Source organism: Acinetobacter sp. YH12108 (assembly GCF_013419055.1).
Lineage (GTDB): Bacteria > Pseudomonadota > Gammaproteobacteria > Pseudomonadales > Moraxellaceae > Acinetobacter.
In genome coordinates this window covers 1-15429 of sequence record NZ_VPAW01000004.1, presented here as the reverse complement: position 1 = coordinate 15429, position 15429 = coordinate 1, and the positions used below count along the sequence as shown (strand labels likewise).

The following is a 15429-nucleotide window of genomic DNA, read 5'->3' as shown; positions in this document are numbered from 1 at the left end:
TAGTTTCTTGCTTTTAAAATTTTTAAGCCAGCCACTCAAAAATAATTTAAAAATAAGATGATTTTCATTTAATTTATTTAATGATTAGCTTTTCAATAAAATCAGTTTAAACCTAAGTTAAATAAGCTTTTTTAGCTTTAATCGCTTCAGGTAATTCTTGTCCTAAAGAACTCAGGGTTTCACGTTCGATCAATCTTACAATTGAGTCTAAAGGCAGATCATTATCCTGAAATCCAAAAGGCTCTTCCAGTTCCGCACTCAGTTCATCTAACCCTAACAGCATATAGGCAATCAGGCCGACTAGAATCGGAGTCCATAAACCAAGACTGGCTTCCAGACTAAATGGCAGGATAAAACAGAAAGAATAAACAGCACGATGCAACAGCACCGAATAGGAAAATGGTAATGGCGTCGACAGGATCCGGTCACAACCCGCCTGTATATCGCCTAAAGCCACTGTATGCTGATTCAGATTGTTATAAATAATGTCTGTAATCTTGCCTTGTTTATAGAGCAGAACCAAATCTTTCTGGATTTGTTCCAGTACCCATTGTGATGCATTGATATGCGTGGGCAATTGATCAAATGCAGCAACTTCAAAATTAGTGTGGGCCTGGTAATGCTGAATACTTTGCTGCTTCTGTCTCAAACGGTCACGTAATAAATGAGTAAACAGCATCATTCGATACAACAGGATTTCACGTGACTGATCATCAAGGACATAGCTATCACGGCATAAATGACGTGTCGTAGCAATCAGCGCTCCCCACAGCTTGCGCCCTTCCCACCAACGGTCATAACAGGCGGTGTTACGAAAGCTGAGAAAAATCGACAGAATCACCCCGAAGATGGTAAAGCCTATGGCCGGCACTGCAGGAAAGCTAAAAAAATGCGCCTGACGCAGATAGACCAGCAAGCCTGAAAGAAAAATTACCAGCCCCAAGGCAGGCAGAACTTTAGGCAAAATTGTGCCATGCCATGCAAACAGCAGACTAAAGCTATTACTTTTATCACGAACAATCATTCATTCTTTCCTGCCACGATTGAAAAAGCCCAACCGGAGTTGGGCTTTTTAGGGATTTCGCTTAAATTATTTGCCAGGTTTAAAGCTGTCTTTCAAATCTAGAATACGGTTGAACACTGGTTTGTCGCTGGTATGATCATATTGATCCGCTACGAAATAGCCTTCACGTTCAAACTGGAAACGATCTTCCGGTTTTGCCTCAGCCAGCGCAGGCTCAATAACTGCTTGAACCACTTTCAATGATTCAGGGTTCAGATTCGCCAGGAAGTCATCCCCAGTTTCTGGATCAGATTCAGTGAACAGACGATCGTAAATGCGAACTTCGGCAGGAATACCTTTGGTTGCAGATACCCAGTGAACTACACCTTTTACTTTACGGCCTTCAGGATTTTTACCTAAAGTTTCAGGATCGATTGAGCATTTCAATTCAACCACTTCACCGTTCGCATCTTTAATCACTTCATCACATTTGATGACATAAGCATGACGAAGACGCACTTCACCACCCGGGATTAGGCGTTTGAAGCCTTTAGGTGGCTCTTCTTCAAAGTCTTTATGGTCGATATAGATTTCTGAAGTGAGCGGAATAATACGTTCGCCCATATCTACGTTTGGATGACGTGAATGAGTCAGATCCATATCCGCTGGCAAATTGGTTAAAGTCACTTTCAGTGGATTCAATACTGCCATACCGCGAGCTGCAGTATTTTCTAAAGATTGACGGATGCAATATTCAAGCATTGCTACATCAACGATACTGCCATCGACTTTAGACACACCTACACGCTTACAGAAATCACGTAGACCTTCAGGCGTGAAACCGCGACGGCGCATACCGACAACTGTCGGCATACGTGGATCATCCCACCCATTGACATAACCGCCTTCAACCAGCTTACGCAGCTTACGTTTAGAAGTGATGGTGTAATCAACATTCAGACGGCTAGATTCGTATTGACGTGGAACTGATGGCGATTTAACTTTTTCCACCACCCAGTCGTAGAATGGACGGTGATCCTGGAATTCCAGTGTACAAAGTGAATGCGTAATGCCTTCAATCGCATCTGATAATGGATGCGCATAGTCGTACATTGGATAAATTTTCCATTTATCGCCAGTTTGGTGATGCGCAGAATGCAGAATACGATACAGGATTGGATCACGCATATGCACATTTGGTGAGTTCATATCTATCTTGGCACGCAATACCGCTTCGCCTTCAGCATATTCACCAGTACGCATTTTCTCGAAACGCTCAAGGTTTTCTTCCACAGTCGCATCGCGTTGTGGCGAGTTTTTACCTGGCTCTACAAAGTTACCGCGGTTTAGCTTGATCTCTTCCGGAGTTTGCAGATCCACATAGGCATCGCCCTGTTCAATCAGTTGAATTGCCCATGCATATAACTGATCAAAATAGCTTGATGCATAGCGTGGTTCACCATTCCACTGGAAGCCCAGCCATTTCACATCATTGGCAATACCATCCACATATTCCTGCTCTTCTGCATCGGGGTTGGTATCATCAAAACGCAGGTTGCACAGGCCACCAAATTCTTCAGCAATACCAAAGTTCAGGCAGATCGCTTTTACATGACCAATATGCAAATAACCATTTGGTTCAGGCGGGAAACGGGTGACCACTTGCTGGGTACGACCAGCTGCTAGATCGTCAGTAATCACCTGACGTACAAAGTCTAAGCCTGGTTGTTGTTCCTGCTGCTGCACTGAATCGACTGCATTCTTATTTTGGGTCGGGTTGTCGGGCAGAGACGTCACAACATCATTTGGCTTCATGATTAATCATTCACTTCTAAAGTTAAAAAGGGATTAATGAATATGCAGTAGCTCACGCGGTCTAACTGTATTCACTAAATAAAGGTTCTTTAGTTTAACTATAGGTGAATGATCTCTCAACCGTTAACTTAGGTATTTGATTTCAATTCGTTCATTTTCAAATTGGAAAATACAATAGCTTACCAAATCGTAAAATATCCGCTTTTGACTGAGCCAGCAGATCAGTGCATGCTCTTAGGGTCAGACAAGCTTTATGAAGACGCATGATCTCGAAGAAATGACTTTGTAAATCAATGCATAAATAAGATACGATTTTTATGTTTTTAACAAAGAAAATTATGTTTTTGCTTGCCTTGTCGATTGTAGTTTGCTTATGCTTCCTTCATTCAGAAAAAACCATGGCATTAGTCCATGATTAGGAGATTACACAATGAGTTTTCCTCAAGTCGAATTAAACACCAATAAAGGTCGTATTGTTCTTGAATTAAACGCTGAAAAAGCACCTAAAACAGTAGCTAACTTCTTGCAATATGTACGTGACGGTTTTTATGACGGCGTAATTTTCCACCGCGTTATTGATGGTTTCATGATCCAGGGCGGCGGCATGGATGAAAACTTCAAAGAAAAAGCAACACGTGATGCGATTGAAAACGAAGCTGACAACGGTTTAAGCAACGATGTAGGCACCATTGCAATGGCACGTACTCAAGCACCTCACTCTGCTTCTGCTCAATTCTTCATTAACGTGAAAAACAACTCTTTCCTTAACCATACTGGCAAAACTGCACAAGGTTGGGGTTATGCCGTATTTGGTAAAGTAGTTGAAGGCATGGATGTTGTTGATGCAATCAAAGGTGTTCGCACTGGCAACCGTGGCTACCACGCTGACGTTCCTCTAGAGAACGTTGTGATCGAATCTGCAAAAATCATTTCTGAGTAATTTTAAATCCTCCCTAATCCTCCTTTAATAAAGGAGGGAACCACCATTTTTAAAGATGGTTTTTCTCCTCCCTGAGTAAGTTTTAAAGCACTGCTTTTAAAACGAAACGCAAGAAAGGGAGGTCGGGAGGGATTAAAAAATAAGGAAAAGATTCGTGACCTATCTGTTTATCTCAGATTTACATTTGTCACCTGATCACCCTCGACTCGTTCGGGGGTTTTTAGATTTATTAGCAGCTTATCAGCATAAAAATACCCAACTGTATATTTTGGGCGACTGGTTCAATGCCTGGATTGGAGATGACTACACTGCTCCCTGGCTGGATGAAATCGTCAGTGCTTTAAAACAGTTTAACCAGGCCGGCAATCAGATCTATTTTCTCATCGGTAACCGTGACTTTGCCTTAGGCCAAGATTTTCTGGATCAATTTTCCGGACAGCTTTTACCTGAAATGACCAGTTTAAATATCGGTTCGATCCGATACCGGATCGAACATGGCGATGCACTCTGTACCGATGATGTGTCCTATCAACGTTTCAGAAAAATCATCCGTCATCCCTGGATGTTAGGTTTTTTAAGAAAAATGCCTCTTAGCTTTCGAGCCAGACTCGCCAACGGTTTCCGCAAGAAAAGCCATGAAGCACAGCAATTGAAAAGCTATGAGGTTATGGATGTAAACCCATCTGCGGTAGAAGCAGCACTCAAAGAAGCAGATGTGCTGATTCATGGACATACTCACCGCGCTGCAATCCATGATGTAAATGGTAAAAAAAGAGTTGTTTTAGGAGATTGGAAAGCTGATTATGCTGAGATTTTAGAGCTGGGCAGCTCGGATATTGATATTCATAACATTCAGCTAAAAATCTGGTATTACCCATAAAAAAAGCAACTGCGAGCAGTTGCTTTTTATATTTTATTTAACTTAAACGGTATAACTGGTTAAAACCAGTATAGAAACTTTTACCATCCAGATTAAATGGATATTGTTCACCATTTTCAAGTTCAATCATCTTGCCCACATTGACCATAATCATACCATTGATGGTATTTTGCTGACGTTGCATTGGTACAACTTTGACTTGAATTTCACAACCATTAATGGCGGTCGCGATAGACCATGTATTTAAATTTTTCAAAATATTCACTCATAATATGAGCTTTTTGTGATTAAACAAGGAGAGCTATAGACTAAAAATAAATCTTATTTCTGGGTTTGCTAGAGTTTTTTTAACAGGAAAACCTGTCTTTCGTGTATCACAATCAGCTAAAAATAAACCAGCGAAAACAGTATTCGCTTTAAAGTAATTATCTTATAACTCTTTTTTGACCAAATAGCAAAATTACATTGTAATGACATATGTCAAGAGTAGTATTTTTCAGATGCTTTTTCGCCTATCTGAATGTCCAGTAAAGAAGTATTTCAACATATAAAACAAACCGATCAACATCATGATACTAAAGCCAGAGATCAAATCACCTGAATCAAGAAAGTTTAAAACTGCCAGATATCCACTAAGCAATGTATAAGTCAGCATTAAAGACGAATAAGATACGTTGCCCTAAATGATAACGTTGTTGTTTTTTTGCTCATGGATCTGTTTTTGCTGCTCAAAAAATATATCAATTTCTTCTGGTTTCATTTTACAATCCCACCCATCTTATTTTTTAAACTACTATAGCTAAAGTAAATAAAAAAGCTCTGACAAATCAGAGCTTTTATAAAATATCTTCTATGTAAGTAATCAATATTGAGAAACCACAATTTACGACTCTCTGATATTTTTATAATCAATAACCGCCTTCTGACTTGATGACTTCAGCATCAGGTTTATATTTCGCCAAAAGTTCACGAAGCGAATTCATCAGAACACTGGTATCAACCCCTACTGCAACGAACTCAGTTCCAATGTCCAAATATTTCTGGGTAGCTTCATGCTGCGTCGATAAAATCCCAGCAGCCTTACCTGATGCACGAATCCGCTGAATAGCGTCTACTACTGCTTTTTGTACTTCAGGATGGTTCGGATTCCCCTGATAACCCATAGTCGCTGAAAGATCTACCGCCCCAATAAATACACCATCAATCCCCTCAATCTTGAGGATTTCATCCAGATTTTCCAGACCTGTCACCGATTCAATCTGAATTAACAAACAGATATTTTCATGAGCAGTCTGATAATAATTCGGGATACTGTTCCAGCGTGTCGCACGTGCCAGCGCAGCACCCACACCACGAATTCCTTCCGGTGGATAACGGACTGCTTTGACCATTAATTCGGCCTGCTCCACAGTTTCTACCATAGGAATCAATAAGGTCTGTGCGCCAATATCCAGTAACTGCTTGATCAGTTGTACACTGCCGATTGGTGGGCGTACTACAGCTTGAGATGGATAAGCAGCGATACTCTGTAATTGAGAGAGCGTTGTTCTTAAATCGCTTGGGGCATGCTCGCCATCAATCAAGAGCCAGTCATAGCCTGCATTTGCCGCAATTTCTGTTCCATACGCGTCAGCCAGTCCGACCCACAAGCCAATTTGCTGCTGCGTCTTTAATTTACGTTTAAAGTAATTGGTATATTGCATCGGCCCACCTATCTTGCATGCTATTGCCTGAAGTCCTTATTAAACTCCTGTTACCAGAAACTGCCAATATACAAAAGCTTGCTTTTTATCTGATTTAACTCTTAGTTTTTCATAAAATTTCACTCAAGATTATATAAATATAAACTTTGCCGATGATGTTTTTATTGTAATAATCTTTTGATCAGAAAAATCTAGATGCCTAAAGCATATTTCTAAACGCCTTATCAAAAGATTGGAGTCCATCAATGGATTTACTCAAGATCGCTCAAACCCGTTATACCACTAAAGCTTATGACCCTAACAAGAAGGTTCCAGCAGAACAATTTGAACGTTTATTAGAAATCTTACGCCTGACGCCATCTTCGATTAATATCCAGCCCTGGCATTTTTTTATTGCCGACAATGATGCCGCTAAACAGCGTATTGCCAAAGCACTAGTTGGAACTTATGCCTACAATGCTCCCAAAGTGCTGGACTCTTCACATACCATTTTATTTTGTACCAAAGCCGATATTGACGAGTTACATCTGGACAATCTGTTAAATCGTGATGATCTCAGTGGTCGTTTTAAAGATGAGAGCGCCAAAGAAGGTCAAAAGAATACCCGTACCGGCTATGTACATTATTATCGTAATGAAAAAGGCGATATTCAGCGCTGGGCAGAAAACCAGACCTTTATTGCATTGGGACAGATCTTACTGGCTGCAGGAAGTGAAGGTATTGATGCCACACCGATCGGTGGTTTTGATGAAGACATTCTGAGTGAGGAATTACAGTTAGCTGAACAAGGCCTGATTCCATCAGTACTGCTTACTTTAGGTTATCGCAGTGAAAATGATTTCAATGCCAAATTGCCTAAATCTCGTCTGCAAGCTGAAGATATTTTCACCAAACTGTAAGCATTTTATGGTATAAAAGGGGTCTAGTGCCCCTTTTCTTGTCAATTCGGGCCTAATTTTTGCTTTATTCTCCAAACATCCAACTAGAATAACAATTAGAGGTACCCATGTCTGTTTTACCATCCAGCTCTTTAAAATTCGAATGCAAACACTGCGATAAGATCTATTTACATCACTATGCTAATGCCCAGCATCGTTATCCGCATTGTCCAGACTGCAAACAGGCAGGCTTATTGCTTGGACGGGCTGAAAAAGAAGACCTGTTACGTTATCCGCTTGAATTTGCATCTTCCTATGTTAAACAGACATTGCATATGCTAGGCAAACAACACTAATCACACCTAGAATCAACCCGATCACACTTGCAGGTTTGAGTCGTTCTTTAAAGATGAACAATCCTGCAATCACACCAAAAATCACCACCAGAATATTCATGCCCGCAAATACAATCGCTGGCGTATCTTTGAGCATCATGTGTGCTTTGACGTAAAAAGCAATATTGGCAAAGTTCAACGCACCCAATAACAGACCGAAACCAATATCCTTGCCAGAACCCAGATGACGATATTGCAGCAGCAGATAGATCATCGACAGAATCATGGCGCAGATAAACATCAAGTTCAGTGCCACAGCAAATTGTAGACCAAGGCTGGTGGTATATTTCAACAAGACATCAATCAGTGCATAACCAAACCACACCAGACCCAGAAAAAACATTCCCTGCCTGGAGCTTTCTGATGCCTGACGGTGTGAGAATAGAATGCACAGTACGGAACTTATGCCTAAGACAATACCCAGCATCTTGAGCTGGTTAAATTGTTCCTGAAAAATGAAATAAGCAGCGGCCAGTGATAGTACAACCGATAATCGCTGGGCAATTTCAGTTTTTAAGATTCCTGCTGTCTGTAATGACTTGGCCAGAAATAGAAATACGCTCGGCAATAAAACGCCAAGCGCCAGAATCAGTAGCCATGGAGTCTGACTCATGGAAATATGCTGGATGTCTGGCTTGAACCAGAAAAAACACAATACGCTGGCTGTAACATAATTCCAGCTAATCATGTGGATGGGGCTCAAGCCTCTATTTTTAGCAATTTTTAAGAGTATCGAGACTGCAACACTACATAATGCTGCAATAAAAATCAGTTCCATATGCTGCTCTTATTCTTCATCTTTATTTAAATATAAAAAAGCCCACATTCGCTGTGGGCTCTTCTTATAAATTATTCACAAGGAATTATTTATAACGCTCAACCATTTTCTCTAAAGAGATTGGGCGAATCTTGTCTGCATTACCTGCAGTACCAAATGCTTCATAACGGTCGATACAGATTTGCTTCATTGCATCTACAGTTGCGCTGAAGAATTTACGCGGATCGAATTCGCTTGGTTTTTCAGCCATCATACGGCGCATTGCACCTGTAGACGCTAAACGCAAGTCAGTATCGATGTTGATTTTACGAACACCGTGTTTGATCGCTTCAACCAGTTGCTCAACAGGAACACCATAAGTTTCTTTGATGTCGCCGCCATACTGATTAATCACAGCCAGCCATTCTTGTGGCACAGAGCTTGAACCGTGCATTACAAGGTGAGTATTTGGCAGTGCTTCATGAATTTCTTTAATGCGGTCAATTGCAAGAATATCGCCTGTAGGTGGACGAGTAAACTTGTATGCACCGTGAGAAGTACCCACAGCAATGGCTAATGCGTCAACATTGGTATCTGCAACGAATTGACGAGCTTCTTCAACTGAAGTTAGCAGTTGAGAATGGTCAAGTACGCCTTCAGCGCCTACACCATCTTCTTCGCCTGCCATACCTGTTTCAAGGCTACCCAGACAGCCGATTTCACCTTCTACTGAAACGCCACATGCATGTGCCATTTGTACAGTACGGCGAGTCACATCAACGTTGTATTCGTATGAAGTTGGTGTTTTACCATCTTCACCCAGTGAACCGTCCATCATAACTGAAGTAAAGCCTAACTGGATTGAACGTTGACATACGTCAGGGCTAGTACCATGATCCTGGTGCATTACCACTGGAATATGTGGCCATTCTTCAACTGCAGCCAAGATAAGGTGACGTAAGAATGGTGCACCTGCATATTTGCGAGCACCTGCAGATGCCTGCACGATCACAGGTGAATTCGTTGCATCTGCTGCGAGCATGATTGCGCGCATTTGTTCTAAGTTGTTTACGTTAAACGCTGGTACGCCGTAAGCATGTTCGCCGGCGTGATCCAAGAGCTGGCGCATCGAAATAAGAGCCATAATATCCTCCCAGGTAATGGGCCATATTCTACATGTTCAACTATTGCAATACAGCCAAAAAATACAATATTTTATAAAAAATCCCTGCAAAAGCAGGGATTTTTACTTGCATAGTCTGAGTTAAGGTGTCATAGGCTCAGAAGCACCTGATACAGATTGATCTACAGTTGCGGCATCTGCAGGTGCATTGGCAATTTCAGCCGGAACATCTGTATTTTTTTCATCCAGAACCGGTTTATCAATCGCATCAATTGCGCCTTGCTGTTCCGGACTAATGCTCTCTTCATTTACAGCTGTTGTATTTTCTACGTTCTCTGCCGGTGTATTTTCCTGCTGGGTACAGGCAGTAAAAATAAAAGATGCTGCCAGCAATGCAGCTAAAGTGAGGTGCTGTTTCATCAAAAGATCTCATCTTCATACTCTATTGTCTGCATCTTATGACAGCTTTATTGCACTTTAATGAATCAGTGATGAACAGATCTGGAATAAATAAGCGATAAAAATAAAAAAGCTGGCATCAAGCCAGCTTTTTACATTAGGACATGCGATTAAGCACGTTCTAACAATACCGCAACTGCAGGAAGTGTTTTGCCTTCAACGAATTCAAGGAATGCACCGCCACCAGTCGAGATGTAGCCAATTTTGTCAGCAACTTCGTATTTGTCGATTGCAGCTAAAGTATCGCCACCACCAGCAATCGAGAAGCCTTCAGATTCAGCAATTGCTAAAGACAGTGCTTTAGTACCTTCACCGAACTGATCTACTTCGAATACGCCGACTGGACCATTCCAAAGGATTGTTTTAGACGTTTTCAGGATTTCAGCAAATGCTTTTGCAGTTTCTGGACCCACGTCAAGGATCATGTCATTGTCTGCAACATCTTCAACTTTCTTCACAGTCGCTTTCGCTGCAGCTAATGAACCCAGGAAGTCATCAAAATTGATTTCAGATGCATCAGCAACCACAACATCAGTTGGAAGCGGAACTGAAACTTTTGCTGCAATTGCTTTCGCTGTATCGATCAGGTCATTTTCACACAGTGATTTACCTACATTGTAACCAGCAGCTGCAAGGAACGTATTTGCGATACCACCACCGACGATCAATTGATCACAGATATCAGACAATGAAGTCAAAACATCAAGCTTGGTAGAAACTTTAGAACCCGCAACGATCGCAACCATTGGTTTTTCAGGCGTTTTCAATGCACGGCCAAGAGCATCTAGCTCAGCTGCCAATAAAGGACCTGCTGCTGCTACTTTAGCTAAACGAGCGACACCTTCAGTTGATGCTTCTGCACGGTGTGCAGTACCAAATGCATCCATCACGAATACGTCACAAAGCGCTGCATATTTTGCTGCAAGTTCAGGATTGTTTTTCTTTTCACCTACGTTGAAACGGCAGTTTTCCAGTAAAACCACTTGACCCGGCTGAACTTCAACACCATCCAGATAGTCTGTGAAAAGTTTTACTTCCTGACCCAATGCTTCAGTCAGATAAGCTGCTACAGGCGCAAGAGACTGTTCAGCCTTCGGCTCACCTTCAACTGGACGACCAAGGTGTGAATACACCATGACAGCCGCGCCCTTTTCTACTGCAGCTTTAATTGTTGGTAATGCAGCACGTAGACGCGCATCGCTAGTGATTACACCATTTTTAACCGGTACATTTAAATCTTCACGGATCAGAACACGTTTACCCGTCAGGTCAAGGTCAGTCATACGCTGAAAGTTCATTGTAGAGCTCTCTTTATAGATATTAAAAACGAGGCGATTTTAAATGATTATGCAGAAAAAGGTTAGCATCTTTTGCAGAAAACATTATGAATGCCAAAGTTTTGTTATGATAGAAAAAAGCTTCTTCCAGATTCAGTACCTATGTCGATACATCCTGATCCTAATCTTAACCGTCTTAATGTTCTGGGCGAGCCTTTGGCAAGCTGTTGTTTTGATCCCATTACTGGGTATTTCCGTAATGGCTTTTGCCATACCGCACCTACCGATCTGGGACAGCACACTGTCTGTGCACAGATGACTTCTGAATTTCTGAATTTTTCCCAGAAAGTGGGCAATGACCTGATTACACCGTTACCAGAACTGGGATTTCCTGGACTGCAACCTGGTGATTTCTGGTGTATCTGCGTTACACGCTGGGTAGAAGCTTATGAAGCTGGACAAGCGCCACCGATCAAGCTGCAAGCCTGTCACAAAGCTGTCCTTGCTTACGTTCCTCTCCATATTTTAGAAGAATACGCTGTCTAATGAATACCGCAAAAATCATCTTGGCTTCTTCAAGCCAGACCCGTAAAGAACTGATGAACCGTCTACGTCTTGATTACGTATCGGTCGTCCCGGACATAGATGAATCACCCCAAGGTGAAAATCATGCGGATGAATTAGCCAAACGCCTGGCTTTTGAAAAATCTCGTCATGTCGCTGAGCAACATCCTGATGCAATTGTGATCGGTTCTGATCAGGTAGCCTGGCGTGAAGGCGCACCAGATATCTTTATGGGTAAGCCTTTAACAATAGAAAAGGCCATTCGCCAGCTGCAGGCCAATTCGGACAAGATTGTGTATTTCAGTACGGCGCTCAGCGTTCAGCAGAAATCTACCGGTTTTGAACGTACGCTGGTAGAACATTATAAAGTCAAATTTCGCAAACTGTCTCAAGCGGAAATTGAGCGTTATGTAGAAATCGAACAGCCCTTGCATTGTGCCGGTAGTTTTAAATGCGAAAGTCTTGGGATTAGCCTGTTTGAAACCATGATCGGGCAGGATCAAACTACCCTGATGGGTATGCCGATGATTCAGCTATGCAATATTCTGCGTGAGCTAAAAATTTTAGTTCCTTAATCCTTTAAAGAAGTAATAAAAAAGCAGTCCCAAGACTGCTTTTTTAAATCATGATAATACTTAACCAATAATTAGCTGATTTTCAGACAAAAGCTGCTGCAAAGTGAGTCCTTGCTGATTTTCCAGAATCAGTAAATCTGTGCACTGAAATTCTGATTCTGATCCATCTCGGTCAACACGAATCACTGCATGACCGTCTATATCCTCAACTGTAATATAATCATTGATATTACTTAGGTCAGACAGCAAACCATCAAAGAACTCTTTATCAAACTGGATAACATCAACATCCAGCAAGTTAGAGTCTTGCCCTGAACCTGCTAAATTAAAATCGATCCAGGTATCTACACCATGACCGGCAGTTGCATCCGCTGCATCTAGTACTTCGTAGACCAGAGTATCCACACCTAAGCCTGAAGAAATCAGGTCATTACCCTGATCAGCATAAATGGTGTCATTCCCCGCACCCGCGATAATAATGTCATCACCACTGCCCGCCTTGATAATATCATTACCGCCATGGGTATCATTTTCCTTGATAAAGTCTCTAAAGTGTTTTTTGAGGTAGGTATAGACTTCTTGCTGGGTTAATACCTCACCTACAGGTTTTTGTGATTTCAGGTATTCTTCAATCACAATATAACCAGAACCTTGCGGAGAAATACGTTCATCCCAAGTTAGGTGATCCGTATTGATCGTGTCCGCAAAGATGACATCAGCACCGGCACCTGCATGAATATTGTCATGACCCATCGGATTGAGCTGAGTAACCAGTTGCTCTCCAATAATATAAGCCATCAATTCTTGCGGAGTTTTCAGTACAGCAACCGAGCCTTCACCGATAGCAACTTTCTCCCCTTGTTCATTGGTATTGTCATATAGCTTAAGTGTTTCTTCTTTCGGATGAAGAATACCTGCTGCAAACACTTTTGAGAGTTGATCTAACTTTGCAAAGTTTGCTTTATTATTTTGTACGTTGTCTGTTGGATCACCATCCGTAATAAAATAAGTCTGGTTTTCATAGCCTGAATTTTTGATATTTGCGCTATTAAACCAGTCCGTTGCCTGCTTGAACGCTTCATTATAGTCTGTACCACCTGATGATGGAGTGAAGAATGTCCCTGACGTTGCAACAATTTGATTCTTTATCCAAAGCTCTAAATTAGGCAATAAGCTCGGATCTTTTAAATTCTGAGCAGAAATTTCGATAGATTTTCGATTGCCTGAATAGTTATTCCCCCTAGAATCTGTAGAACTAAAAGTCATGATCTTGAAATTAATCAGACCATCATGCTTGGCTAAAATGGAACTAAAATGTTTGAGCACTTCTTGCACCATTTGTGCATAGGTAATGTATTTTCCATTATATCTAATGGTATCTGCCATACTGCCAGACAGGTCAATTAACATGGCGATATTGTAGTTTTTACCGGCTTCAGTATAAGTTTGTACCCCACCTAAATCACCCACCAGGATATCTTCAGAACTTCCTCCGACAATATCATCATCTCCATCACCACCAACCACAATCTGTGCCGAGGTAATTTCAACAGGAATGGTTCCAATTACAGGATAAGACGGCAGGCTTTCTAATTGAGACTGAATATCTTTAACGATACCAATCACTTCCACCTGTGTATCCATACGCAAATGTCCTGCTGTAACATCCACACTCCATGAATTATCTGCCTCATCAATAACAGCTTCATAGATTTTCCCAGCGACTTTCACTTCAACTTTGACAGGTTCACTACCTGCGGAACCCGAAATACTTCCTTTAATTTTTACTGAAGTCGTAATTTCTGGATCTTTCAGCAAAGCAATAGGCTCAATTGAAACTTCTGCTAACGGTAATACCCAAATGGTTGCCGATGTTAGGGTATCCGCCTGACGCTGAGTTTTGTGATCTACCACTGTAGCGAGTACTATATATTGACCAATATTAAGTGCTTGCGGAACCTGAATACAGAAATGACCAGCTTCATCCACACACGTGGTGAGACTCTGAATATTTCCAGATCCATCACTTATTTTAAGTGTAACTACACTACCGGCTAACGCATTTGAATAGCCACTTAAAATCGGGTATTGCTCAGCGCTTTTTTCCGGCTCTTCAAGGCATACATTTAAGTTATCTACAATGGCTTCTGTATATGAGCAACTAGTACGGTTACTACTAGGTTCAGTCACGCTGACTTGTACGCTATATTGCCCATCTGCCAATGCAACCGGTACCACTACTGCAAAACAACCATTATTTGCTATCGCTTCAAGTGTTTGCACATTTTTATCAGCATCTGTCACTACAACTGTAATTGGGGTGCCATCAGCTAATGAAGTAGTACCACTGATAGCCGGATATTGATCAAAGTCATCCTCTAAGGGATTCAACTTTACACTTACAGCATAAACTTCGGCTGCTGATTTTGTACTGGCAGTACGTACACTTTCAATTTCTGTCACGCTGGCTTCAACACAATACTGGCCATCTGCAAGAATATCTGGCACTTGTGCTTCAAACACACCGTTTTGAGCTGTGGTTATTAAAATTTGTACTGAATCTGCTGAATCCCTGATAACAATAACAATTTCACTTCCATCTTGGGCATTGGTTTGACCAGTAATAACTGGACGCTGTTGATACCCACTTTCTAATGAAAGGCAAATCTCTAAACTTAGATCAATCGGATCAACGGGATCAACAGGATCTACAGGATCTACAGGATCAACAGGATCAACAGGATCAACAGGATCAACAGGATCAACAGGATCAACAGGATCAATTGGATCAACCGGGTCAATAGGATCGACCGGGTTAACTGGATCAACCGGATCTACTGGATCGACCGGATCAACAGGATCTACAGGATCTACAGGATCTACAGGATCTACAGGATCGACCGGGTCAACAGGATCAACAGGATCAACAGGATCAACAGGATCAACAGGATCAACAGGATCAACAGGATCAACAGGATCAACAGGATCAACAGGATCAACAGGATCAACAGGATCAACAGGATCAACAGGATCAACAGGATCAACAGGATCAACAGGATC

At 41.6% G+C, this 15429-nt stretch carries 15 protein-coding genes; 6 read left to right on the top strand and 9 right to left on the bottom strand.

Annotation, left to right across the window (positions count from 1 at the left end):
- Positions 1-112 precede the first annotated feature (112 nt).
- Positions 113-1024: a bestrophin family protein gene (locus FTU46_RS03070; protein WP_166136623.1), complete on the bottom strand. Its 912-nt coding sequence runs from the start codon at positions 1022-1024 to the stop codon at positions 113-115.
- A gap of 66 nt (positions 1025-1090) precedes the next feature.
- On the bottom strand, positions 1091-2818 hold the full coding sequence (locus tag FTU46_RS03065) for a glutamine--tRNA ligase/YqeY domain fusion protein (protein ID WP_179992322.1): 1728 nt from the start codon (positions 2816-2818) through the stop codon (positions 1091-1093).
- Between the two features lie 430 nt (positions 2819-3248).
- Between FTU46_RS03065 and FTU46_RS03060 the strand changes: the two genes are divergently transcribed.
- Positions 3249-3758: a peptidylprolyl isomerase gene (locus tag FTU46_RS03060; RefSeq protein WP_004786097.1), complete on the top strand. Its 510-nt coding sequence runs from the start codon at positions 3249-3251 to the stop codon at positions 3756-3758.
- A 154-nt stretch (positions 3759-3912) separates the two neighbouring features.
- On the top strand, positions 3913-4638 hold the full coding sequence (locus FTU46_RS03055; protein ID WP_179992321.1) for a UDP-2,3-diacylglucosamine diphosphatase: 726 nt from the start codon (positions 3913-3915) through the stop codon (positions 4636-4638).
- A 37-nt stretch (positions 4639-4675) separates the two neighbouring features.
- Here the strand turns inward: FTU46_RS03055 and FTU46_RS03050 are convergent, their stop codons facing one another.
- Together FTU46_RS03050 and hpaI are read right to left on the bottom strand one after the other, a co-directional pair.
- Positions 4676-4894: a hypothetical protein gene (locus FTU46_RS03050; protein ID WP_004786100.1), complete on the bottom strand. Its 219-nt coding sequence runs from the start codon at positions 4892-4894 to the stop codon at positions 4676-4678.
- 652 nt (positions 4895-5546) lie between these two features.
- Positions 5547-6341, bottom strand: a complete 795-nt coding sequence (hpaI, locus tag FTU46_RS03045; RefSeq protein ID WP_180025439.1) for a 4-hydroxy-2-oxoheptanedioate aldolase — start codon at positions 6339-6341, stop codon at positions 5547-5549.
- A gap of 245 nt (positions 6342-6586) precedes the next feature.
- Here hpaI and nfsB point away from each other — a divergent pair, with 245 nt between their 5' ends.
- Positions 6587-7240: an oxygen-insensitive NAD(P)H nitroreductase gene (nfsB, locus tag FTU46_RS03040; RefSeq protein WP_166136614.1), complete on the top strand. Its 654-nt coding sequence runs from the start codon at positions 6587-6589 to the stop codon at positions 7238-7240.
- Between the two features lie 107 nt (positions 7241-7347).
- Positions 7348-7575, top strand: a complete 228-nt coding sequence (locus FTU46_RS03035) for a hypothetical protein (protein ID WP_004786112.1) — start codon at positions 7348-7350, stop codon at positions 7573-7575.
- On the opposite strand, the gene FTU46_RS03030 is transcribed toward FTU46_RS03035, so the two are convergent.
- From FTU46_RS03030 to FTU46_RS03015, 4 genes are all read right to left on the bottom strand, one after another.
- Complete coding sequence (locus tag FTU46_RS03030; RefSeq protein ID WP_179992319.1) at positions 7538-8392, bottom strand: DMT family transporter; 855 nt, start codon at positions 8390-8392, stop codon at positions 7538-7540. The genes FTU46_RS03035 and FTU46_RS03030 overlap by 38 nt on opposite strands.
- 85 nt (positions 8393-8477) lie before the next feature.
- Complete coding sequence (gene fba / locus FTU46_RS03025) at positions 8478-9515, bottom strand: class II fructose-bisphosphate aldolase (protein ID WP_104426189.1); 1038 nt, start codon at positions 9513-9515, stop codon at positions 8478-8480.
- Positions 9516-9635: 120 nt separating this feature from the next.
- The gene (locus FTU46_RS03020) at positions 9636-9914 is read right to left on the bottom strand and encodes a hypothetical protein (RefSeq protein ID WP_180104314.1); all 279 of its coding nucleotides are present in this window, start codon (positions 9912-9914) and stop codon (positions 9636-9638) included.
- Positions 9915-10063: 149 nt separating this feature from the next.
- Positions 10064-11251: a phosphoglycerate kinase gene (locus FTU46_RS03015; protein ID WP_034702596.1), complete on the bottom strand. Its 1188-nt coding sequence runs from the start codon at positions 11249-11251 to the stop codon at positions 10064-10066.
- Positions 11252-11392: 141 nt separating this feature from the next.
- Here FTU46_RS03015 and FTU46_RS03010 point away from each other — a divergent pair, with 141 nt between their 5' ends.
- The gene (locus FTU46_RS03010; RefSeq protein ID WP_034170328.1) at positions 11393-11776 is read left to right on the top strand and encodes a DUF2237 family protein; all 384 of its coding nucleotides are present in this window, start codon (positions 11393-11395) and stop codon (positions 11774-11776) included.
- Positions 11776-12369 carry a nucleoside triphosphate pyrophosphatase gene (locus FTU46_RS03005; RefSeq protein ID WP_180017681.1) on the top strand — a complete coding sequence of 198 codons (594 nt, stop codon included), beginning with the start codon at positions 11776-11778 and terminating at the stop codon, positions 12367-12369. The genes FTU46_RS03010 and FTU46_RS03005 overlap by 1 nt, the downstream gene beginning before the upstream one ends.
- Positions 12370-12429: 60 nt before the next feature.
- Here FTU46_RS03005 and FTU46_RS03000 read toward each other — a convergent pair.
- A partial coding sequence (locus tag FTU46_RS03000; RefSeq protein WP_180104313.1) for a DUF4573 domain-containing protein occupies positions 12430-15429 on the bottom strand: 3000 nt, incomplete at its 5' end.

Bases quoted from the DNA above. Each gene is read 5' to 3' on its own strand.
- FTU46_RS03070 (WP_166136623.1), bottom strand. From the start codon at position 1,024: ATGATTGTTCGTGATAAAAGTAATAGCTTTAGTCTGCTGTTTGCATGG.
- FTU46_RS03065 (WP_179992322.1), bottom strand. From the start codon at position 2,818: ATGAAGCCAAATGATGTTGTGACGTCTCTGCCCGACAACCCGACCCAA.
- FTU46_RS03060 (WP_004786097.1), top strand. From the start codon at position 3,249: ATGAGTTTTCCTCAAGTCGAATTAAACACCAATAAAGGTCGTATTGTT.
- hpaI (WP_180025439.1), bottom strand. From the start codon at position 6,341: ATGCAATATACCAATTACTTTAAACGTAAATTAAAGACGCAGCAGCAA.
- nfsB (WP_166136614.1), top strand. From the start codon at position 6,587: ATGGATTTACTCAAGATCGCTCAAACCCGTTATACCACTAAAGCTTAT.
- FTU46_RS03035 (WP_004786112.1), top strand. From the start codon at position 7,348: ATGTCTGTTTTACCATCCAGCTCTTTAAAATTCGAATGCAAACACTGC.
- FTU46_RS03030 (WP_179992319.1), bottom strand. From the start codon at position 8,392: ATGGAACTGATTTTTATTGCAGCATTATGTAGTGTTGCAGTCTCGATA.
- fba (WP_104426189.1), bottom strand. From the start codon at position 9,515: ATGGCTCTTATTTCGATGCGCCAGCTCTTGGATCACGCCGGCGAACAT.
- FTU46_RS03020 (WP_180104314.1), bottom strand. From the start codon at position 9,914: ATGAAACAGCACCTCACTTTAGCTGCATTGCTGGCAGCATCTTTTATT.
- FTU46_RS03015 (WP_034702596.1), bottom strand. From the start codon at position 11,251: ATGAACTTTCAGCGTATGACTGACCTTGACCTGACGGGTAAACGTGTT.
- FTU46_RS03010 (WP_034170328.1), top strand. From the start codon at position 11,393: ATGTCGATACATCCTGATCCTAATCTTAACCGTCTTAATGTTCTGGGC.
- FTU46_RS03005 (WP_180017681.1), top strand. From the start codon at position 11,776: ATGAATACCGCAAAAATCATCTTGGCTTCTTCAAGCCAGACCCGTAAA.